Consider the following 22,189-nt stretch of genomic DNA (forward strand, 5'->3'; position numbering starts at 1 on the left):
CGGTTCGACCGGGGCCGTTGCTCGTCACTGATCGGAGCGTCCCATGCCAAGTCACGGTCACTGTTGTGCTGGTTGCTGTCTGTCTCGTCCCCGGGCGGCCCGGACCGGTGGTGCCCGATGATCGCGACAGCGCGGGTGTTGCGGGTCCGTCCCACCTCACCCGGGGATCTCGGACGGGCGGTCCGGGCGGTGGTCGCTTATGTGGAGGGTGGTCAGCCCGGATCGTCGGCCGAGTTGGCGGGCTACTACGGCCGGGCGGCCGGCTGGGCCCGGGGGCAGCTCGCGGAGCTGGTCGGGTTGCGGAGCGAGGTGACCGGTCAGGCGTTGGCTCGGCTGCTGGAGGGCCGGCACGCGGTGACCGGGCTGCCGCTGCTGGCGGCGGCCGGGTCGGCGGCGCGGGCACGGTCCGCCGACCCAGCGTCGGCCGGGCCGGCCGGCCGCAGCGACGCGGCCTCTGGCCACGAGGACGAGTTGTTGACGTTGGCCGAGGCGTCGGTGCTCGCCGGCGTGAGCGCCACCTATCTACGTTTCCTCCTCGGCAACACGGCCCACGCCGATGCCAGGCAGACCTCTACCGACGGTGGTTCGGAACCGTCCGAGCCAGCGGCAGGGCTGTCCGCCGACGGTGTTCGGATCGGGCAGGCGGTGGCGGGCCAGGCAGGCGACGACGCCGCGCCCAGCCCGCCGGGTGGCGGGCTGGGCGGAGTGAAGGGCACGGACGGCCAGTGGCGGGTACGCCGTGGCGACCTCGAGCGATGGATCGCGGCGCGGGTGGCGCCGGCGACGGTGCTCGGGTTCGACATCGTCTGCGCGGCGCCGAAGTCGGTCAGCCTGCTGTGGGCCTTCGGAGACCCAGCGATCCGGGCGGACGTGGCGGGCGCGCTGGACGCGGCGGTCAACGCCACGATCAGCTATCTGGAACGGCATGCCGCGTTCGGGAAGGTCGCCGGGCACAACCGGCGGGCGACCGGCCTCGTGGCGGCGTCCTACCTCCATGACGTGTCGCGCAGCGTCGAGGCGCATCTGCACGTCCACAACATTGTGATCAACGCGGTGGTCGTACCCGCCGACGAGGACGATCCGGATGGCCAGGCTCGCGGTGGCGGGGCGGAGATGTCGGGCTGGGAGTGGCGGGCAGTCGACGGCGAGGTCCTGCTGTCTCACATCCGGACGGCGGGGTTCGTCGGCGCCGCGGTGCTGCGCCACGAGCTCACCCAGCGCCTGGGCCTTCAGTGGGGGCCGGTCCGCAACGGGGTCGCCGAGCTGGCCGCGTTTCCCACCGACCTGTTGGCGGCGTTCTCGACGCGCCACGGGCAGGTGATGGAGGAGTTCGCGCAGCTCGTCGCCGCCGGGTTCGAGCCGTCGGGGGCGACGATGACCGCCGCGCAGCGCGGCTCCCGGACGCCCAAGCAGGTCCTGGCCGACGACGCGGTGCGCGCGTTGCAGGTCGAACGGCTGACCGCGGCCGGGTGGACCGTCGACCAGGTCCGCCAACTCGCCACCGCGGCGGCGGAGCACCGGCCCCAGCCGGTGAGCGACCAGGACGTCGCCGACCTGTTCACCCAGCTGACCGGCCCTACCGGCCTCACGGAGAAGACGACGACGTTCGACCGCCGCGACGTCGTCCGCCACATCGCTGCCTTGAGCCGCGATCGCCTCGGTGGGGAAGCCATCGACCTGCTCGCCGACCGGTTCCTCGGCGACCCGCGGGTAGTCCACCTGTTCACCACGACACCCGGCCAGCGGCGCCGGCAAGAACCGGAACCGCTCTACACCGTCGAGGACATGCTCGCCGCCGAACAGCGGCTGCTCGCGCTGATCCGTCAGGGCCGGGTCGCCGCCGGGGCCGCGCCGCGCGTTCTGGCCAGCCCCCGGCTCGTCGACGCCTACCTGGCCGCCGCGGCGCGCGGCCCGTCCGGCCCTGACGCGACCTGGCGCGGCACGTCCGGCGCGAACGGCGCGAACGGCGCGAACACGGCCGGCGCGAGTGGCGCGAGTGGCGCGGCGAGGGGCCTCTCTCCCCTACGCGCCGACGCGGCGCGCGCCCATCGCGCCGTGGGCCCACGGACCGGTGATGCGGCGCGTGCCGGCCGCGCCGGGCTGGTGCTGTCCGTGGAGCAGGCGGAGGTGGTGCGTCGGCTCCTCGTCGACCAGGACCTGGTGCGCCTCGCGGTCGGCGCGGCGGGAACCGGCAAGACAGAGGCGATGCGTGTCCTGACCGCCATCGTCCAAGCGGAAGGCCGGGCGGTGTTCGCGACCGCGCACGGCGGACGCCAGGCCGAGGAGCTAGCCGATCGCATCGGCGTCCCGGCGCGGGTCGTCGCGAGCTGGCTGACCCTGCTCGACGCCGTCGACGCCGACCCCGTCGGCGACCTGGCCGGGGTGTGGCCGTCCGGGTCGGTGCTGATCGTTGACGAGGCGACCCAGGTAGGAACACGTGACGCCGTCCGCCTCCTGACCTACGCTGCCCGGACCGGGACGGTGGTGATCCTGCTCGGGGACCCGGCGCAGCTCGGTTCGGTCGCGGCGGGCGGCTGGTTTCGCCACCTCGTCGAGACGACCCTCGATGTGCCGACGCTGACGACCGTGCACCGCCAGGCCGGGCCGGAACTGGCGGCGGTGCGGGCCGCGCTGGACGCGCTGCGCGGCGAGTCCGCCACCCCGATGGCCGCGCTCGACCGCCTCGCCACCGCCGGCAAGATCCACCTCGCCGACGGCCCGGACACGCTTTTCGCCCAGGCCGTGGCCGACTGGTACGCCGAACGTCGCCGCCACCTCGACGCGACCCGACACCAGGCGGACGCCGACGGCCCTGGTGACGGTGCCGCGCGCCCTCCGCCCGCCCGGCCACCCAAACCGGTCCGAGCACACCTGATGGCCGAGCGACACCGCGAGGTCGAGGCACTCAACCAGGCAGCCCGCGCGATCCTGACCGCCGATGGCACCCTGACCGGCCCGGCACTGACCGTCGCGGGCCGGCAGTTCCAGGCGGGCGACGAGGTCGTGACCCTCACCCAGACCGGTCACACCCTCATCCCCGCCGGCCGGCCCGCCTCGGCCTACATCCGCACCGGCACCATCGGCGTCATCACCGCCATCCACGCCAACCCAGGCGACCTGGACTCCCAGACCGTGACGGTCTACTTCCCGTCCAAGGGCACCGTGACAGTGCCATGGGCCTACCTGACCCACCAGTTCGACGACGGCCGCGACGGCGGCCTCACCCACGCCTACGCCCTGACCGCCGCCAAAGCCCAGGGCTCCACCATGAACACCGCCCGCGCCGTCGTCACCGACGACACCACCCGACCCGGCCTCTACGTCATGCTCTCGCGCGCCCGCACCGACCTCGCCGCCTACCTCATCCGCCGCGACGACCTCAACACCCGCGACGACGACGAGACCTGGCTCCCCGCCACCCCTCCCCCAGGCTCGGACGACCCGATCGAACGGCTCGCCGCGCGGCTCGACCGCTCCCAACCCGACCAGCCCACCCACACCCACGACCCGCTGGCCACCGCCGCCCACCAGCTCCGCGCCACCCACACCCTCGCCGAACTCACCGCCCTACGCCTCAGCCGATGGACCCCGGAACAGCGCCCTGGCCCGGGCGTCCCAGTAACGTCCACGCCCGCGACGGCGCGTCCCACCACGTCCGGCGCGGCCCACGCGCCACACGCGCCATTCGCGCCGAACCGCGCCGCGCCGCTCGCGCCAGACGAGCCAAACCGCGCCGCACGCCCCGCGCCGGAGGGGGGCGGCACGCCGGCCGGGTCGGGAGCCGGACCGGCCGCGCCCGACGGACTGGCCGACAGCCGCGGCGCGCCGGTCGGCGGGGTGCCGTGGCAGGTGGTGCTCCGCCGCGCCGAGCTCGCCGCCGAGGCCGCGATCCGCGCCGCGGCACTCGCCGACCCGCATGCCGAACTCGTCGTCCGGCTCGGACCACGCCCAGCCGCCGGGCCACGGCGGGCAGCGTGGGACGACGCGGTCGGCGGCCTCGCGATCTACCACGCCCGCCACCAGCCCACCGCCCCCGCGTGGGCAACCGGCCCACCACCCGGCGCCACTCCCCACGACCGAGAACGCGACCCCTGGCTGCTACAACGCGGCCAGGCCGTCCGGCTCGCCGACACCTGGGCCGCGCCCCTGCCCGACCCCGTCCGGACCCGGTTCACCAGCCCAGGCCAGACCGTCCCCCGCCAGCGAGCCATCGCCGGCCTCCACGCCCTCCTCGACGCCGGCCACCCCGCAGACCAGCTCGCCGCCGGCCTCCGCCAGGACCCGGTCGACCACATCCGCACCGCGGCCGCGGTCCTCGACCACCGCGTCACCGCTCTGTGCCGCCACGCCGGCCTCGACCCGACGCTCTACGACCTACCCACCCCCAGCACCGCCCAGGAAGAATGGAACACGATCAACGGCCAGCTCGCCCGCGCCGAAACGATCCACCTCGCCACCAGCCCGACCTCGGCGCTCGCCGCCGAACGCCGCAGCCTCACCACAGCACTGGCCCCACCCGCCGGCCACAGCACCCCCGGCCCGGCCAAGGCCACGAGCGGCGCGACGACAAGACAGGCAGGACTGGCGGCCAAGGCCAACCTGGAGGAACGACTTCGCCGCGTCGAGGCCGCCCTCGACCACCAGACCACCGACGCCATCCTCCACGCGGAGTCCCAGGCCGCCGGCTACCTCACCGCCCTGCTGGGCCCCCGCCCCCACGACGGCGCCGCGACGACGGGTTGGGATCAGGCCGCCGGCCGCGTCGAGCACTACCGCCACCACCACCTCGGCCTGCCCTACGGCACCCCCGCCCACCCCGACACCACCGACCCCACCCAACACGCACTCGGAAACCGCCCCGCCAACCCCACCGACGCGACCGCCTACGACCAGGCCCGTGACATCGGCAGCCTTCATGGCGGGCAGCTGACGCTGTAGAAGCGGCACCCACCCAGCCCCGCGACCTGGATAGTTACGCCGTGGCAGCCACGGGACCCGACCCCGCCTCGCCACAGGTTCCGTCTCAGGCCGCGGTGGGTTGGCTGGTGGCCTGGCGGCGCCATTCGGACAGGTAGCGGCGGGCGGTTCCCGCGTGCAGGTCGACGACCGGCGCGAGGTCGCGGGCCAGGGCGTAGTCGGTGCGTGGGTCGTCGGGGGCGATGTCACGGAGCAGAGTGGCGGCGAGGCGGGCGCGTTTGCTGCCGCGGCGGGCGGTGCGCAGGGCCCAGGTCAGCACGGCCGGCGGGATCGGCTCCGGCGCCGCAGCCCACTCGGCGGCGTCGGCCGGCCAGGGCACGTCGTCCTCCGGCAGCCACAGGCACGGACCAGTCTCGGTCTGCGGCACGGACACTCGCGACGGCGAGCCGGACACCGCCGGGCGGTCGACGCATTCCGCCGCGGCGGGCGGTTCGGTGTGCCGCTGGCCGTGGAGGTGTTCCTGGCTATCCGCGTGGAGCCCTTCGACGTCATTCCTGCCGGGGTCGGCCGGGGCATCGCCGTTGGGTATGGAGCTCGGGGTCCCATCCGGGCCGGGCCTGCGGGGGCGGGCGGTGTCAGCGGGTCGTGGGCGGGCCCGGCGGATCTGGCTCACGAGCATTTCGTAGGCCCCGATCAACGCCGCCGAAGGCCACGCTGCGATCACCCGGGCTGCAAGATCCGGTTCGGCGTGCATCACGTTCGCCGCCACACTCGCGGCCGACGCCAACACGAGCAACGCATAGGGCAGTGGGGAACGGCGGCGGCCGGCCCGGCTGTCGGCGAGCAGCGTCAGGCTCGCCGCGACGATCAGCCCGTCAACCGAGATCGGCACGATCGCCGCTGTCAGCCGATCCTCGCCATGCTCCCGGGCAACGCCGGACATGTGCAGGTAGGAGACGGCGCCGGCGATCAGCGCGACGGTGACGACAGCGATGACCGTCGCCAGCCGGATCCACAGCTCACCGCTCCCCCATCTCGACCCGCGTGGCCCGCCGACGGTCGGAAGGGCGGCCAGGTCGCGCGGCCCGGCCGTCGGCACGGCGGAGGTGTCAGTCGTCGTGGCCGTCGGCGCCGCCCCAGCCGGGCGGGTCGGGATGAGGTCAGCGGCTCCGTCCGGGTCAGCGGCGGCGCGCGGGCCGGCGACGGATCGGCCCGCGCCGGGCCGCACGGCGTTCGACCCGGCCGGGCGCGCCTGGGCAGCGACCGACCGGTCGGGGCGGGGCCGGGTGGTGGGGGAAGCGGTCATGGCGACCTACCAGAAGGTGTAGGGGTTCCTACTTCCGCAGTGCGAATCCGCGGGCCGGATCCGGAAACCGGCGGCAGGAACTGGAGACGAAAGTCCCGGGCATCGCCGAGGCCATCGTGAATGTCATCGCCGACGACATCGCGCCAGACTGGGTCATCGCCCAGGCCATCTGCCCGGACATCGCCGGCCCCGCCCGGCCGGCCGGGCGTCTGGCGGAACGGGGGCCTCAGGCGGCGTGGCCGCGGGCGCGCCGCAACAGGCTGCTGATGGTGAGGGCCCGGTCGGCGGTCTGGGTCGCCAACCACGTCAGCACGTGTTCGTCCTGCGGCCCCAGCGACATCCCGTCGAGCGCGGCGCGCAGCCTGTCAGCGAGGTCGCCGGCGGTGAGGCCGACCAGCTCGCCGCCGACCGGGCCGGTCGAGACCACACGGGCAAACGGCACCGGATCACCGAGCAGCTCGTGGCCACCGGTCGACGGCGAGGCGGCTACGAAGACGAACGTCGTCTCGACGTCGCCCAACGCCTCAAGGAACCGGGCGGCACCAGGGAGCTGGCGCAGTGCCGCGACCACGCTGGCGACGTCGTCGTCTGGCAGGACCGTGACCTCGAACAGGCCCTGCGCGGTCAGCCGCGCTCGGCCCACGCTGGTCGTGGGGGCCGGGCCGGTTTCGGCGGTCGGACCCGACACCGCGATGCCCATCGAAAGGGCTGAAGATCCTGCCGGGTGGGCGTCGAGTGCGCGGATCTCCGTCACGACGGTGGTGAACCGCTCGTGCAACTCCGCCCAGCCGGTCGCGGTCGTCGGTAGGTGCGACAGGTCCGGGACGAGCAGCAGTGCCTCGGGGTGGTGGGCGATCTCGTCGATGACGAGCGCCAACCCAGGGCGGTCAAGGTCGTCGATGCTGACTGGGCGGTCGACGTAGACCTCGGTCAGGTCGAGGCCGGTGCGCCGCGCGTGGCCGGCGAGCCGCTGGTGCAGGCCGTTGACCAGGTCCTCGTCATCGGAGACACAGACATAACCGACCGCCCGACGCGGCCGCGCCGGCGGCGCGGCCGGGAGCGTCATCTCGGCCAGCGTCACCGGTCCAGCCGGCTCTGTCGAAACAGACCGCGCGCCGGCTACGGCGGCGGGCTCGGCCGGGGCAGTAAGGGGCAGGGGGCGTGGCGCGGGCTGGGCCATCGCATCCTCCAGGCCAAAGGGGTGCTGTGGATGGGCGCGCCGGCCAGTCAGCGGTCGGCGGCGTGGGCCGACAGTAACACCATGCCTTAAGGCATGCCGATGCGCCTTAAGGCATAGAATGGCGCTGCGCCGCAGCAGGTCTCGCTATGGTCTAGGGCATGTCGCCAGCCGGACCGCCCTACACGCGGATCGCCACGTCACTACGCGGCAAGATCGAATCCGGCGAGTATCCACCCGGTTCCCGGCTACCACCCCACCGCGAACTCGCCCGCGCCTACGAAGCCGCACAAGAAACGATCAGACGAGCCATCGCCCAACTCCAAGCCGAAGGACTCGTCGAGACCCGAGGCCAGCACGGCACCTTCGTCCAGACCCGCCCCTCGATCCGCCGGATCGCCACCGACTTCTACCAGCGCCGACCAACCACCTCGACCGAACCCACCCCGCCGTTCGCGCGCTCCGTCGAGGCCTCCGGCGGCCACGCCTCCTGGGACCACGACACCACCCGCGAGACCGCCGACGAGAACATCGCCACCCGGCTCGCCATCCAACCCGGCGACCCCGTCGTCGTCACGCGCTACCTCTACCGCTACGACGGAACACCCATCCAGACCGCCATCTCCTGGGAACCCGCGACCCTCACCGCCAGAACACTCATCGAACTACCCGAAGCAGGCACCACCGTCGGCGTCGTCGCCCGCTTCGACACCATCGGCCTGCACATCGACTCCGTCAGCGAGGAAATCACCGCCCGGCCACCCAGCCCCACCGAGGTCCAGACCCTCGCGCTACCACCAGGCGTCGCCGTCCTGACCATGCGCCGCACCTACTACGCCGGCGAAACACCAGTCGAAACAGCCGACATCATCATGGCCGGCCACCGAAACCTGCTCACCTACCGCCTCGCCGTCAACTGAGGCCCAGCCAGGTCATCGTCACTAAGGACTTCCCCGAACCACTACCGATGGGCGCTGGCAGTGAACGCACCCGGGTCTGGCTCGCCTCCGACATCACCGCCTACAAGGCCAGACGCGACCAGCAGCCGAAATAGCCACCCGGCAGCGGCCATCCGGACCGCGTCCCGCGCTGCGCTCCCATCGTCTGGCCGATCTACTGTGCCGCCCATGCCGACACCCCTGAACACGAACCGGCTGCCCTCGCTTGTCGTGCTACGCGGCCCTTCCTGCAGCGGCAAGACAACCACCGCCCTCGCGATCCGACAGGCCGTCGGCCGCGGGGTCGCCGTCGTCCAGCAGGACGTGATCCGCCGCGAACTGCTCCGCGAACCAGACCTGCCAGGCGCACTCAACATCGACCTGATCGCCACGATCGTGACCCGCTGCCTGACCGGCGGCTACGACGTCATCCTCGAAGGCATACTCGACGCCTCCCGCTACGGCACCACACTCAGAGCGGTCATCGCCACGCACCCCGGCCCAGCCCACGTCTACTACTTCGGCCTCCCGCTCGAGGAGACCGTGCGCAGGCACGCAACGAAACCGAACGCCGGCGGCTACGGCGAACACGAGCTGGCCCAGTGGTACGTCCCCAACGACCTGCTCGGCGTCCCCGGCGAACAGACCCTCAGCCCCACCCAGACCCAGCAGCAGATCGTGACCCGCATCATCACCGAGGCCCTGCCCCCGCGCATCCGACCAGGCACCGCGCCACCGCTCCCAGCCTGACCGGCGCATGCCTCGGGGCGACCAGCGCCGCGCCACGGTGGCGACGAGGGCGCCGATCTCGTCGGCGACCCGATCCAGCGCGGCGAGGCCGCCTTCCTCAGACGCAGCCGTCCTGGAGGTAGCGGACTCCGCCGTGATCCAGGGCGGTCAGGGCCGCTTGCACGCGTCGCCATACATAGGGGCGCAGGAGCCTCGCCACCTCGTCTGGAGGGCAGAAGCGGATGGCGGCCAGCTCCGGGTCCACCGCGTGCAGGCTCCGAGCCTGATCGGCGGACAGGGTGCCGCCGTCGAAGACGAAGGCCAGCAGATCGTCCCAGGGGCCGTGGGGTGAAACCCAGTCCACGCAGAGCAGCTCGCCGACGTGCAGGTCGAGGTCCAGTTCTTCTTTCAGTTCTCGACGCACTGCCTGGCGCGGAGGTTCGTTGGCTTCGGCCATGCCGCCGGGCAGGTCCCAGTCGGGCTTGTAGGTCGGGTCGACCAGGAGCAGGCGTCCGGTCTCGTCCCGGATGACGGCGTCGGCGGAGACCCGCTTGCGCGCCTGGCGGGCGTTGCCTTCAGCCAAGTACGCGAACTCGGCGGCGTCCCGGCCTTGGTAGCTGGCCTCCCATTCCCGCTCGACGCTCATGGCGCCTCGGCGGTTCGGTGGGCGGGCAAGGTGGCGGTGACACGACCGAGGAGGTCGTCGACAGTAGTCGCGCCGCGGTGTGGTTCAAGTCGGCGGCCGAGTGCTCGAAGCTGGCTGACCACGCGGTCGGAGGCCAGGTGTGTCGCCGCGTCCAGCACCCGCGTACCGGTCTCACAGGCGGCATCGAGATCACCGCGCCTGAGCTGCACGCTGGCCAGGGTCAGGTTGGTGAAGGCTCGGCTGCGCGCCCGGTCCGGAGTGCGTAGCTCCAGTACCCGCAGTGCCTGACGTTCGGCTGCGTTCCAGTCATTCAGGTCGCGCAGGCAGATAGCAGCCTCGGCGGCGAGCGCCGCCTCGTCGAAGGGGCTGAGCCATTCGTGTTCGCCGGGTGCCGTACAGGCCAGCTCCTGCTCGGCGTCCCGCAGCGCGGTCAGGCACTCGGACGACACGCCCGCGAGCGCGTTCCCGCGGGCCTTCATCGCGTACAGCCGGCTGCGTAGCGCCCCGCACCGGGGGTCATCCCGCACCAGTGCGAGGCCCGCGTTGGCCAACCGGACGGCGTCGCGAGGACGGTCATTCTCCAAGGCTAGGTGACTCTGGCTGACGAGCGCCTGCGCACTCAGGGCCTGGTCGCCGGCCGCGGTCGCCAGGCCGAACGCCTGGACGAAGTGCTGCGCCGCGAGGTCACCCCGGTCGTCGTCGTAGGCCAGCCACCCGGCCATGTCCGTCAGCGACGCCGCCGCCGCGAAGACCGCCGACGGCGGATATGTATGGCCGACGAGTTGCGGCGTCACCTCGGTCTGGATGAACCTGACCACCACGGCATAGAGCCGGCCGCCTCCCAGCTGCCGGTCCGCGGCGCGGAAGGCCAGCGCCGCGGACCGGATCGTCTCCAGCGTTCCGCCTACCAGAGCTACCGGCATCAACGTCCCGCGTGACGAGAGCTCCTGTCTCGCGGTCACCGCCGCCGGTCGTGGTCGTGGGCGCCCGGGAAGGTCGAACCACAGCAGGTGCGGCGGTAGCCGCAGCGTTCGGGCCCAGTGCGTCAGCCGGTCAAGGTCCCGGATGGGTGGGCTGCTCTCGATCCGGCTCACCTGAGCCTGGGTCAGGCCGAGCCACCGGCCCAGCCGCTCCTGGCTGATGGGCCGGCGGTGGTGCGGGTTCACGCGGTACGCCACCGACACCAGCCCGATGTGCTGGGCGGCGAAGGCATCACGGAGTTGGTCGGTCTGCCAGAAATGCTCCGGAAGCTCGGGAGCCTCGTCCTGCTCCAGACGACCACGGTGCAGGCACCGGGCACAGCGGGAGCCAGGGTTGTCACGTGCCAGACGGCCTCCGCACGAGAAGCAGTACCGGCCGGGTGCGGCGTCCATGTCTCGCCTGACCTGCTCCCCTTCGTGACCGGGTGTGCTTGATCAGCAGTGTAAATCGACGTCGGTCACGACGAGTTTGGTTCCGGCGTCGCCATGTATAGGCGTCATACATGGCGTGACATGGTCGGCTCCCTCCGGTCCGCGCACGCTTGAGCCAGGCGCCCGGGGCCGAGCCATGAACCTCCTCGGCCTCGGGCGTCAGCCAACAGCCCAGCCTGGATGGAGGTAGCCGTGGACAGCAGGCGTACCCCGATGTCGGCGGCCCCGGAACCGGCGAAGGTGGTGTACGGCTACATAAGCCTGGAGCACGCCGACGAGGCTGAGATCGATCGGCTACACGACCAACTCGCCCGTCATGCACGCGCAGAGGGTCTGGCCCTCGCCGAGGTCTTCGTCGATCGCTGTGTTCCGCCAGGCCGCATCGTCCGGCCCGGCCTGACCGTTCTCCTCGAAACGGTCAGGCGATCGGAAGCATCCGGTGTTCTGGTCATGGACGTCGACCACCTCTCGCCACTTCCAGCCGTGCGCCGAGCCATCGAGGTCGAGGTCGAAACCCTTGGCGCGCAGGTGTTCACCGCCACGGCGCCTCCGGCTGGCCACAGTCAAGCCGACCCACGGACGCGGGCCGCCTCCCCTTCCCTAAGATCGGCATGAACTTCCCTGCCGCGGTCGCGCCGCAGCCCACTGCCCACGCCCGGGTCAAGGCCCAGCAGTTTGCCGCCACGATCACCGCTCCAGCGCTGGCCCGGCGCGAGACAGCCCAGTTGCTCAACCAGTGGGGAATTTCCGATCTCATCGACACCACCAGCCTTCTGGTCTCGGAACTCGTGACAAACGCCGTCCAGGCAACGGAAGCGATGGGCCGCTTTCCGAACGCCATCGTGACCATACGCACAAGCTGGGCCGCCACAAGCCTCATTGTCGAGGTCTGGGACCGCAACCCCAGGCCACCCATACTTCGGGCACCGGATCTCGACAGCGACGGCGGTCGAGGACTGCACATCGTGGAATCCCTCAGTCTGTCGGCCGCCTACTACCCCTCACCCACCGGCCAAGGAAAAGTCACCTGGTGCCAGATCGAAGCACCGGTAGCCGCCGAACCCGGCGAGTCCGCGGCGCCTTTGCCCCACCGCTCGCCGAGCGTCGCCCGCGCCGATCCTGACGCGTATTTCGATGATCTGGTGGTTCTGCGACGGGTCCTTGCTGGCCTGCGTGCCCTGGATACCCATCTTCCTTCGGAGTGACATCATGAGACACTAACCATCTCTCGCCTCTCGAATGAGCCTTCCACCCGGAGTCTTTCTCATGCCGCTCGCCGCAGACCGTTGGATGATCGAGCACCCCGCCTGGCTGCCCAAAGAGAAGGGCGCGCGCCGTGTGTGCCCGCTGCCTGGCGGCCTCGTCCTGGCCGAGGTGGAGCACGACACTCTCGTGGTCACCGTGCTCGACGGCGACGAGACAGAACCCGCCGCGGACGTCTTCGCTCTCCCAGAGGGCGCGGCGGAGGATGTGCCCGAGCTGGCGAAGGAACTGACCGGACTCGGCCAGGTGGGGCGCCTGCGCAATCCCTCCCTGTGGGAGGCGCTCGGGACCGCCATCCTGCGTCAGGTCATCCGGGCGGGCCAGTCCAAGAAGCTCTACCGCGCGCTGTGCGCGACCCACGGCCAGCAGGTGACGCTGCCGGACGGCAATTCCTACGCTCTGTTCCCCACGGCCGAGGCAATCCTTGAGCTGGACGACGAACAGTTCTCCGAACTGGGATTGGCCTTCAAACGCCCTGCGTTGCGGTCCGCCGCCACGGCGTACGTCACCCATGGCGAGAGCTGGACGCGCCTTTCCCGGCCAGCCCTCGTCGACGAACTACAAAGCGTTCGTCGCGTCGGACCGTGGACCGCCGGAGCCGCGGTCGCGGACTACACGAATCACTGGGACCTGTACCCCTACGCCGACCTGGCCGTGCGCACCTGGGCGGGACGAGCCGCCCCGTCGCATGTCTGGTTCCACAACGAGCGCGCGTTCGGCACCCAGTGGCGACACCTGGCCGGCGAGCACCTTTCCGTTCTCACTCTCCTCACCCTTGCCTGGGGATCGCAGCATGGAGACATCGGATGACGGCGCCGTCCTGGGCGCCGACCTGAGCCGTCCACTCGACGCCATATTCATCAACGCCCCACTGCGCGACTACAGCCGCCGGCCCCGGGTGAACGACTTCACCCTGCCAGTCCTGGGAATGGCCTACATCGCCACCTACGCGGCCACTCAAGGCTTCAACGTCGGAGTTCTTGATGCCGAAGCACTGGGCCTCGGCATCGGGGAAACCCACCAGCTCGTCAACCACCTCGGGCCACGCTGGGCCGGCTTCAACCTGCTCGCCCCGACCTACGAGATAAGCGCGCAGATCGCCGCCGGCCTCGACCCGGACATCATGGTCATGGTCGGTGGCCACCAGGCCAAGGCCATGCCCGACACCGTCATCACCGACCCCCGCTTCGCGGCGCTGGAAGCCCTGGTGCTCGGCGAAGGGGAAACCCGGGTAGCGGAACTGCTCCGGGACAGGAAGTCTCGCGCCGACCTACCCGGCGTGATGTGGCTCGATCCCATCCTGCGCAAGCCCGTCACCGGCGGCAGGCCCGGAGCCGGCCACCACCTCGCCCCAGACGTAGACCACCTGCCCTTCGTCGACCGTCGCTTCCTGGTCAACGACCCGTACACGGCCCCGGACGGCAGGACGGAGGCCAACATGGTCGGCGCCCGCGGCTGCCCCTACGACTGCTCCTTCTGTGGCGCCGCCGTCAGCGCCAACCCGGACATCACCATCCGCACCCGCACCCCCGCCGGCATCATCGCCGAGATGGAGGCGCTGCACGCCGCCCACGACGTGACTGCCTTCCGCTTCGTCGACGACCTCTTCCTCGGCTACGAACGGTTCATCCGCCGGTGCATGGATGCCTTCACCGCCGCCGACCTCGGCGACCGCTTCGTCTGGGACGCCACCGGCCGGATCAACATCCTGCACCGGGCCGACGACGCCCTCCTTGATCTGCTTGCCGCCAACGGCCTGCGGGAAGTCGCCCTCGGCGTCGAGTCCGGCAGCGAACGGCTCCTCACCTACATGGGCAAGCGGATCAACCCCGCCATGACCCGCTCCGTGGTAGACCGCCTCACCAAGCGCGGGATCAGCGTCAAGGGCTACTTCATCCTCGGCTTCCCCACCGAGACCCGCGAGGAGCTGGCCGCCACCGTCCACCACATCCGGGAGCTATGGGAGGCGGCGGACCGTCATCCGGGAGACTTCCGGGCCTCCGTCTTCGAGTTCCGCCCCTACCCCGGCACTCCAGAATGGGACCGCCTCGTCGCCACCGGCCGCTACCAGCCCACGCAGCTGCTCGCCTACACCGCCGTAGACCTCACCGCAGGCGGCCTCGACGACGCCATGCGCGGCCGGGACGAGTTCAACTTCTCGGTCAACCTCCAGTTCGGCGAGGCCACCGTGGACGAGGTACGCGCCGCCCTGGTGACGCTGTCCCGCGAGCAGCACGCCCGTTCCAGCAGCCGCCGATGAACACCGGCTTCTTCCTCGCCATCGACGGGCCCAGCGGCGTCGGCAAGAGCACCGTCACAGCAGCCCTGGCCCGACAACTCGCCGGCCAAGGCCTGCCCGTGCTCGCTACCAGGGAACCGACCGCGAGCCCGCTCGGAGATCTCGCCCGATTCAGCACGAACCACTACCAGGGGATCACCCTGGCCTGCCTGGTCGCGGCCGACCGCTACCAGCACCTCGAGACCGAGATCCGCCCAGCACTGGCCACCGGCGCCATCGTCGTGTGTGACCGCTACGTGGCCTCATCCCTGGTGCTCCAAGGCCTCGACGGCGTACCGGCCGACTTCCTATGGACGCTGGTAGCCGCGGCCGACCGACCCGACCTGACCGTGATCCTCACGGGCGACCCCGCCCGCTCCCGCGAACGGGCCGCCCGGCGCGGCCTCTACAGCCGGTTCCACCACGGCGGCCCCGAAGCCGGCACAGCCGAGACCGAGGCATACCGGACCGTCGCCGCCGAACTTGAAGCCGCCGGCTACGCCATCCTGGTGCAGGACATCGGGACTCAGACAGCCGAGGAGGTGACCGCCGCGCTGGCCGCGTCCGTGCTCGCCCGACTGGACGGCACCCGCACCGCGCCCTCCTGAGCTGCCCGGACGAGCGAGTCATACGTCTCCGCGGTACGCACAGCCTCGATTCCCAGTGAGGTTACAAACGCCGCCAGTTCATCCTGAACAGCGGCGGCCGGCTCGCCGTCCGGCACCATCCGCTCCAGCTCCAAGAAAGTCCCGACACCTTCAACCTCATCCAGGCACAGCGCCACGTCGCCATGCCGCCCGGTCCGCCGAGACTTCGCGACACGCACCGTAGCCCAGTAACCCATGCGCAGGATAGCCTCGTGCATCTGCCGACGATCGAGGACCTCGGTCTCGTATTCCAGACAGTCCTGGGCGTTCACGCCAGGCTGCTTGAGCGCGAACCAGTGACGACCATCCACCGTACGCAGCCGCAAGAAAGACACGCCAAGCTTGCTGCCACCAAAGGACCAGCCCACTGGGGCAAAAGCCTGATCATCCTGGTACACAGCCTCCCCGAAATGAACACCCCACGCCCGTAGAGCGGCGATGACCGCGTCCACGTCCGCCACCGAGTATTTAACCTCAACCTCGCGCACAACGCCTCCCAATGGAACCATGCAGCAATGGACATCATGGTAGTGCGAAGGCCGCCAGCTCAAGCAACGGGGTGACACAACCCGGCAAGCGACATACACCCTCCGCGTTCATTGTCGACGCATTCACGCGACCACGAAGCGACTCACACCGTGATACAGGTGTGGGACGTCTTCGCCGCTGGCGTGCCGGATCGCGAGTTCGACCGCGAGCCTCCTCGCTCGTTCGCGTCGAGCCGGGCGGTCGTCACTGTGGAAGGTGGCTGCGCCGTTGCGCACCGGCAGGCCAGACGATCTCTACCTTCAGGTCCCTGGACCTGGCGGACTCGACGACGGCGGCGGTGCCTCCCTGGTCAGCGGGGGCGCGGCCGTCCCAGACGGCGATGAGCAGGTCGATGGAGCCGAGGAGCGCTTCGTTCGCGGCTTCGTAGGCCGCGCGGTCAGACTCGTCGGGCGGCATGACCCGCACATGGACGGCGCGGCTGACGAGGCTGTCGAACAGATCGGCGTGATCTGGTTTGACCTTGCGCTGCCGGTAGTCGGCGGCAGGCAAGATCACCTCCAGGTCCCCGCCGAGATCGAGCACCACCTCAGCGAAGATGCTGTCGGCACCGGCCGCGATGCAGCTGATCCCCGTGAGGCCGTCCGCGGTGTGCGGGGCGAGGGCTTCGGCGAGGCCGCGAGGACAAGTCGTCGGATGGTGTCGGCCCGCTGCGAGCGAGGTTCGGTCGGGGGCGCGCCGTAGAAGGTGTCGAGCTCGTTCATGAGATCGGCGATGGCTTCGGCGTCGGCCGCGGTCGCTCGCTCCACGATGATCGTCACTGCTGGAAGTCTAGGGCGTGTCATGCCGGCGTCGGGGCGAGCAGCTCGTGCAGGTCCCGGACGGCAGGATGGGCCAGGTCGGCGGCACGCTCTGGCCGGCTCAGCTGTCGCGAGCCAAGGCGTCGAGCACGGGACGCCACATGAACGTTGCCGTGCCCTCGGGTGGTTGGATCACGTTGGTGGGTAAAACTGTGAATCCGAAAGCTGCCAGCTCCCCGAGGGCCCGCGCGAATGCGGGATGCGCGGCAAGCGTCGCCTTTACATAGGGGGCGACCACCACCGGGACGCGAAGGCCGACGGCCTCGTTGACAACGCCCAGCGCAGCACTGTCATTGATCCCTGCCGCGCACTTGTTGATCGTGTTGAAGGTAGCTGGTACCATCGCGACGGCGTCGGCCGGCGGCAGTTTCGGCTCGTCAGGGCGCCGCGCTCGCGCGCGAACGGGTTGACCGGTTGCCTCGGCGAGTACAGCGACGTCCAGCCACTCGGCCGCGGACGGGGTCGGGATGACGCATACCGACCAGCCATCCGACTGGGCAAGGCGGACAAGCTCCTCGATCCGCTTGGCGGGCGGCGCCGCGCAGGCCACGACATGCAGGACAGGCGCCTGTGCTCGGCTTGCCATCAGGCGGCGATGCCGGCCTGTTTGGCGGCGGCGCGCAGCACGGAGACCGTCGAGCCTTGCGCCCGCCCGAGCAGCGTCGAGCACACCGTTCTGGCCGCGGTGTCGTATCGAAGCATTTGTGGGGCGCGATGTGCGACGTCGAGGATGTGCACGGTCGCGGTGGCGTCCTCGCCAAGGCTGGCGTGCGCGCGGGCCAGGTCGATCTGGACGCGGACGCGTCTGCCGATCAGCGGCGCCGGCAGCAGCCGGGTGTCAATGCGTTCGGCGACGTGGATTGCCTGCATCGGGTCGTCGAGGGTCACCGCGGCGAGGGTGTGGATGGCGACGTTGGTCGGGCCGAAAGCCGTCCAGAGCCGGTTATCGTCACGGCCGAGAGCGTGTGCCTGGTCGGCCGCGGCGGCGAACTGTTGCCGGGCCTGCGCCAGCCCACCGCAGCGGGTGGAAATCATCGCGCCGAGAAGGTGGAGGCTTCCGCGCGCGGAGATCAGGTCGGGTTCGTCCTGTACCCCGTCACGGCGCAGGGCGTCGAGCGCCGTCGTGATGACCTGATCGGCGTCGGCGAGCCGGCCGGTGTCGTGGAAGACGCAGGCGATCTGACGCCGGAGGGTGGCAACGAGAACAGGGGCGTCCGCGGCGAGCGCGGCCTGCTGGCCGCGGTCCGCAGCAATCCAGGCGAGGTCGTGGTCGCCGGTCCTGGTCGCGAGTTTCGCGGCGGCGAGGTAGAGAACCGCCTGGGTTCGGTACAGCGCGCGCCGGCCGCGTTCGAGGTCCGAGACATGGGACTTACCGCAGTGCGCCTGGCGCGCGAGCTCCCGGATCGACATCGATCCCCGCAGCCGACGCAGCGCCTGCCCGAAGGTCTCCACCACGCCATCATCATCCCAACGTCACTCGACGGACAGCCGTAAACCGCAGGCCCGGCGCCAAATGCTGGGCACTACGACGAACGCCGCATGCCGGCTGGAACCCCACGGTCCTTGTCTCACGAAATGTCGGGTCGGAGCATTCGGGTGCGGCGCGCGTTGGCCATGGCGGGTGTCTGGACATAGGAATTGCCGACTGGGAGCTGTTCGAGATCTTCCGACAGCTCTTTACCGGCGCGTGTACGCAGAAAGCCAGCGGCTTTGCGGGACTGCGGATAGTTGGTTCGGAATACTATTTTGGTGCCCGCGTTGGCGAGGACGTCGGGATGGAAGTCGTCGACGCCCTGGCTGGCAACGATGACGGCAACGCCGAACTTGCGACCCTCTTTCATCAGCTTCGGCAGTGTGGCGTCCTTGGCAAGTCGGTGCGCCTCGTCTAGGACAATGGCTAGGCGCAGCTCTGCGGTCTGACCCCATGAGAACATGTCTCGATAGACCTTGCGGAGCAGGAAGGCGCCGGCTGCGACCTGGGCCTGCTCGACCTCGGCAAAGCCATGCAGGTCGACAACAAGGCCGTCACGGATGAGTTCCTGGACGGAGACTCCAGTGTGATCCGTGAACAGACCGTACTCAAGGAGCGGGCGACAGCGGGCAAGCACGTTCTGCACGCCGCGCTCCTTCTCCAGTGTGACGATATGATCGCGGACCTCATCGATGGCCGGGATCCCAGACGGGGCGGGGCCGCCATGGCCATGGTTCTCGTAGGCTCGCACCAGCGCCTCGTAGAAGACGTCACGCTGAATGTCGCCAAGGCCGCATACGTAGCCAAAGATTTCGGCTATCGAGGTGGCGTTGATCCGGTAGGCGAACCTGCCACCGCCGTCGGTGAGTTCGAAGGGCGAGAACGGCAACCCGTCGGCGGCGTCATAGACCCGCAGCGATGGCGGCCTGCGGGCGTCTACGCCGAACTGGCCGTGGAAGTCGATGACCAGCGCTGGCAGGCCCTCGGTGGCTGCGCCCTGCAGCAGCCGGATGGTCGTCTCGGACTTGCCCTGGCCGGGGATGCCGAGGATGAACAGGTGCGGACTGCCGCTAGTGCTGGCCTCCCAGACCACGTCCTCCTCGGGCGGCAGAGTGCGGCCGAGAAGAACCCGTACGGTCTCCGGCAGACCTGGTGGTGTCTCCGGCGTCGCGGCATGCATGGACGCCACGGGCTCGACCGGCATCGACGTCAGCGCGGTTCCGGGAGGAGTTGGCGCTGCCGTTGGCACCGGGGTACCACCTAGGACCGGGACGGTGGCGGGCGCCAGCGGCTGGGCAGGTGGCGTTGTGGAAGGGGGCACGACAGTACGCGGCTGTGGCGTGCTGGCACCTGGGGGCAGTGGCACGGCGGCGTCAACCGCATCGCTGGTGGCAGCTAGGTCGGCGGCGCCGAGCGCGCTGGCGGTCAGTGTGCGGATCCGGATGCCGTCGACGTCGAAGTCGGCGGCGCCGTCGGCCTGGAGTACGACGATGTAGCCGCTGCCCCGGGACTCGACGGCGAGCCCTGTGTGGTCGAGCCGCTCGATGGCCTCGGTCGCGCGGCTAAGCTCCAGGTCGCTGTTGATCAAACCTCGCCGGTTGGCCCGACGCAGGTAGAAGCGCAGTAGCGACGCGAGTCGAGCGCGCTGCAACGGCCGGTCGATCCTTGCAGGTTCGGTGAAAAACAGCGTTTCGACGAGCTCGGTAGTGCGCCGCACCTGGCTGGCGATGTCACGGGCCAGATCCTCGCTGCCGAGCATTCCGCGTGACTTGACCTCGACCGCCTCGATACTGACCCTCCGCCCCGACGGAAAGCGGACCAGCAGCAAGTCGCAACGCCGCGCCCGCTGCTGGCTGGCCTGCGACTGGCGCTGCGCGCGGACACCGAACAGCTCGGGGTGGGCGTCGACGGGGATGACGATGGTGTTGTCGAGCTCGCGGCGCCGGCGCAGATGCGCGACGACGGCGGCGAGTGCCACGGCCTCCTTCGCCTGGTTGTTGTCCTTGGTCGCGGCGAGGACCAGGCGGCCGGAGACGAGGAGCAGCTCGTCGATCACCGACGAGACCGACTCGTCGGGCCGAGTGAACCCGAGCTCGATCATCGCCTTGTGGAACATCTTCTCCACGTCGGCGCGGTGCGCGGTGGTGATCGCCATCTGGTGGCCGAGGCCATCCAGGAACTCCGGGGCGTAGTCGAGGACGTAGCGCCGGCCGGCGCCGGTGCGCGCTGCCGGGTCGTCGAAAGCCTCCAGGCCGAGGAACCGGTCGAGGACGACGACCCAGTCCGCGCGCTCGTGGGCGATGTCGAGGACGCGGGCGGTCGTCCCGGTGACCTCCATGCGAACCCGGGCAAGTGGCGGCTCACCGGTTCCTACCGGCCGCTCGACCGCGTCGGGGACAGGCAACGACGACAGTGCCTCTTTGGGGAGCACGACCGTCGCCTCCAGGTCGACCGGGCCGCCTGGCTCGACCGGGCCGCTGGCTGCCGACGAGCTAGTCAGGCCGGAGGTGCCAGCGACGACCAGGGCGCTGACGGCCTCCGCGAACCGGCGGTGTACCTCGGTGACCTCGGCGCCCTTGGTGGCGGGGAAGTCGACGCCCGTGACCCAGCCGCCGGCGTCGCGTTCGGTGACCGGCCGGGTGATAAGTCCGTGAAAGGAGACGCTGCCGGCCGTCGCCGGCGGGCCGACGACCAGCTCGGGGCGGCTGACGTCCGTGAGCACCGCGAGGTGGGCGTCCTGCGCGGTGTCGATCGCGGCCAGCTGAGCGGCGGACAGTTCCAGCTCCGGGTCGAGGAAACCGCGGCCGCGGCGGGTACGCGACCGACTCTCCAGCAGCTCGCGCTGCAGCTCGCGCAGACCGGGCAGCGGGTTCGTCTCGGAGGCGCCCTCGCCGAACGCCTGGATGTGCAGATGTGGTGGCAGCGTGCTCTCGGTATCGCCGGCCGCCTCTTCCTCGTGGTCGGTGGTGACGATCCGCAAGGCTTCGGCGAGGAACGCGCCATTACCGGGATTCGTCGCGAGCATGCGCAGCCGGGTTGGCTGTTGGTGGGTCTCGCGATAGAGCCCGATGCGGTCGGCGAGCCGGGCGGCGGGCACCTCGCCCACGCTGGCATCCGTGGCCGGCAGGCCGAGCGCGGCGATGATCTCGCTCGTCGCGGTCGCCGGATCGGGCTCGTGGACCGGAAGGTACAGGCCGTGCAGCAACCGCAGATTCTGGGCGAACACGTAGGGCACGCCATCGTCGTCCGGAATAAGGAAGGGAAGCTGGGCCGGGCTGAGCCGGGCGAGCAGCTCGAGGTCGAGCTGGGCGGCGCGCTCCTTTGCCGGCATGGCGCGCAGCTCGCGGCGCCATCCCTCCAAGGTGGCCCAGTACGCGGTGTACCAGGCGACTCGCAGCGGATGGGTCGGCAGCACGACGAGGGCATCGACTGGGTCGCGCCGGCCGAGGTCGACGCGGAGCCGAAGCGTGTCGAGCGAGGTGAACGCGCGCAGGTCGTCGACGCTGGCGGCGTCGCGTCCTCGCAGGACCCGGCTGTAGGTGGACGTGTACCTGCTCGCGGCCCCGGCAAGGGCCTCGTCGAAGTCCGCCACCTCGACGAGGCCGCGGCCGGTCTGGGCACGGACCGCCTCGAAGAAGTCCCGGCGCGCCGTGCCGAAGGCCCGGCCGGCGACGCTCACCCACTCGGGGTCCGTCGAGATGGCGCGGTCCGCCGTGAGGAGCTGGCCCGCCGCGACGGTCGCCGTGTACCGGCCGCCGGTCTCGGGTGACGCGAGGGCTCTCGCCCCTATCCGTCAAGATTACTTGAGACAAGCTATGCCTAGTATCTTGTGACCAGGGCGGGTTGGGAGAGGAAGATCGTGGTGGTGGCGGTGACGACTGGGCGTGGCCTGGTCGATGATGTCCGGGTGGACGAGCGTGAGAACGGTGGCGGGCGGCCGGATCCCGAGGTGGAGCCGAAGGCGCGGCGGCGGGCGTTCTCTCCGGGGTACAAGCTGCGGATTCTCGCGGAGTACGAGGCGGCGACGGGCCCGGGTGCGAAGGGTGCGATCCTGCGCCG

General features: G+C 70.7%; 18 protein-coding genes. 9 read left to right on the plus strand and 9 right to left on the minus strand.

The features are described 5' to 3' along the window. Positions 1 to 117: 117 nt before the first annotated feature. Positions 118 to 4,938 (plus strand): MobF family relaxase, encoded by a 4,821-nt coding sequence (gene mobF, locus I6A81_RS45100; RefSeq protein ID WP_203003898.1) that lies wholly within the window; start codon positions 118 to 120, stop codon positions 4,936 to 4,938. Positions 4,939 to 5,023: 85 nt separating this feature from the next. On the opposite strand, the gene I6A81_RS26740 is transcribed toward mobF, so the two are convergent. Continuing rightward, positions 5,024 to 6,223 carry a DUF2637 domain-containing protein gene (locus I6A81_RS26740; protein ID WP_203003899.1) on the minus strand — a complete coding sequence of 400 codons (1,200 nt, stop codon included), beginning with the start codon at positions 6,221 to 6,223 and terminating at the stop codon, positions 5,024 to 5,026. A gap of 226 nt (positions 6,224 to 6,449) precedes the next feature. Next, a complete protein-coding gene (locus tag I6A81_RS26745; RefSeq protein ID WP_203003900.1) occupies positions 6,450 to 7,289 on the minus strand; it encodes a hypothetical protein in 840 nt (279 codons plus the stop codon). A 272-nt stretch (positions 7,290 to 7,561) separates the two neighbouring features. Between I6A81_RS26745 and I6A81_RS26750 the strand changes: the two genes are divergently transcribed. Both I6A81_RS26750 and I6A81_RS26755 read left to right on the plus strand, forming a co-directional pair. Beyond that, on the plus strand, positions 7,562 to 8,320 hold the full coding sequence (locus tag I6A81_RS26750; protein ID WP_203003901.1) for a GntR family transcriptional regulator: 759 nt from the start codon (positions 7,562 to 7,564) through the stop codon (positions 8,318 to 8,320). 207 nt (positions 8,321 to 8,527) lie between these two features. Then, positions 8,528 to 9,088, plus strand: coding sequence for an AAA family ATPase (locus I6A81_RS26755; protein WP_203003902.1), 561 nt, complete (start codon positions 8,528 to 8,530; stop codon positions 9,086 to 9,088). A gap of 97 nt (positions 9,089 to 9,185) precedes the next feature. On the opposite strand, the gene I6A81_RS26760 is transcribed toward I6A81_RS26755, so the two are convergent. After that, positions 9,186 to 9,713: an NUDIX domain-containing protein gene (locus I6A81_RS26760; protein ID WP_203003904.1), complete on the minus strand. Its 528-nt coding sequence runs from the start codon at positions 9,711 to 9,713 to the stop codon at positions 9,186 to 9,188. Continuing rightward, entirely contained in the window at positions 9,710 to 11,086 is a 1,377-nt protein-coding gene (locus I6A81_RS26765) for a hypothetical protein (RefSeq protein ID WP_203003906.1), read from the minus strand. Before I6A81_RS26765 ends, I6A81_RS26760 begins: the two co-directional genes overlap by 4 nt. Positions 11,087 to 11,317: 231 nt before the next feature. Here I6A81_RS26765 and I6A81_RS26770 point away from each other — a divergent pair, with 231 nt between their 5' ends. From I6A81_RS26770 to tmk, 5 genes are all read left to right on the plus strand, one after another. After that, positions 11,318 to 11,740 carry a recombinase family protein gene (locus I6A81_RS26770; RefSeq protein WP_307874930.1) on the plus strand — a complete coding sequence of 141 codons (423 nt, stop codon included), beginning with the start codon at positions 11,318 to 11,320 and terminating at the stop codon, positions 11,738 to 11,740. Further along, on the plus strand, positions 11,737 to 12,330 hold the full coding sequence (locus I6A81_RS26775) for an ATP-binding protein (protein ID WP_203003908.1): 594 nt from the start codon (positions 11,737 to 11,739) through the stop codon (positions 12,328 to 12,330). Before I6A81_RS26770 ends, I6A81_RS26775 begins: the two co-directional genes overlap by 4 nt. A 61-nt stretch (positions 12,331 to 12,391) precedes the next feature. Beyond that, on the plus strand, positions 12,392 to 13,198 hold the full coding sequence (locus I6A81_RS26780) for a DNA glycosylase family protein (RefSeq protein ID WP_203003910.1): 807 nt from the start codon (positions 12,392 to 12,394) through the stop codon (positions 13,196 to 13,198). Continuing rightward, positions 13,182 to 14,648: a B12-binding domain-containing radical SAM protein gene (locus I6A81_RS26785; protein ID WP_238429389.1), complete on the plus strand. Its 1,467-nt coding sequence runs from the start codon at positions 13,182 to 13,184 to the stop codon at positions 14,646 to 14,648. Before I6A81_RS26780 ends, I6A81_RS26785 begins: the two co-directional genes overlap by 17 nt. Beyond that, positions 14,645 to 15,274 (plus strand): dTMP kinase, encoded by a 630-nt coding sequence (gene tmk / locus I6A81_RS26790; protein ID WP_203003912.1) that lies wholly within the window; start codon positions 14,645 to 14,647, stop codon positions 15,272 to 15,274. Before I6A81_RS26785 ends, tmk begins: the two co-directional genes overlap by 4 nt. On the opposite strand, the gene cyaB is transcribed toward tmk, so the two are convergent. The 5 genes from cyaB to I6A81_RS43960 all read right to left on the minus strand — a co-directional run bounded on the left by cyaB (position 15,193) and on the right by I6A81_RS43960 (position 21,545). Further along, a complete protein-coding gene (cyaB, locus tag I6A81_RS26795) occupies positions 15,193 to 15,801 on the minus strand; it encodes a class IV adenylate cyclase (RefSeq protein WP_203003914.1) in 609 nt (202 codons plus the stop codon). The two genes, tmk and cyaB, sit on opposite strands and share 82 nt — an antisense overlap. A gap of 244 nt (positions 15,802 to 16,045) precedes the next feature. Then, complete coding sequence (locus tag I6A81_RS26800; protein ID WP_203003916.1) at positions 16,046 to 16,387, minus strand: hypothetical protein; 342 nt, start codon at positions 16,385 to 16,387, stop codon at positions 16,046 to 16,048. A gap of 333 nt (positions 16,388 to 16,720) precedes the next feature. Continuing rightward, on the minus strand, positions 16,721 to 17,245 hold the full coding sequence (locus I6A81_RS26805; protein ID WP_203003917.1) for a flavoprotein: 525 nt from the start codon (positions 17,243 to 17,245) through the stop codon (positions 16,721 to 16,723). Further along, entirely contained in the window at positions 17,245 to 18,114 is an 870-nt protein-coding gene (locus tag I6A81_RS26810) for a helix-turn-helix domain-containing protein (RefSeq protein WP_203003919.1), read from the minus strand. Before I6A81_RS26810 ends, I6A81_RS26805 begins: the two co-directional genes overlap by 1 nt. Before the next feature lie 113 nt (positions 18,115 to 18,227). Beyond that, positions 18,228 to 21,545: a helicase HerA domain-containing protein gene (locus I6A81_RS43960; RefSeq protein ID WP_307874931.1), complete on the minus strand. Its 3,318-nt coding sequence runs from the start codon at positions 21,543 to 21,545 to the stop codon at positions 18,228 to 18,230. On the opposite strand from I6A81_RS43960, the gene I6A81_RS26820 reads away from it, so the two are divergent. After that, positions 21,531 to 21,899, plus strand: a complete 369-nt coding sequence (locus tag I6A81_RS26820; protein ID WP_203003920.1) for a hypothetical protein — start codon at positions 21,531 to 21,533, stop codon at positions 21,897 to 21,899. The two genes, I6A81_RS43960 and I6A81_RS26820, sit on opposite strands and share 15 nt — an antisense overlap. Positions 21,900 to 22,189: the final 290 nt, after the last annotated feature.

The organism is Frankia nepalensis (genome assembly GCF_016786325.1).
Lineage (GTDB): Bacteria > Actinomycetota > Actinomycetes > Frankiales > Frankiaceae > Pseudofrankia > Pseudofrankia nepalensis.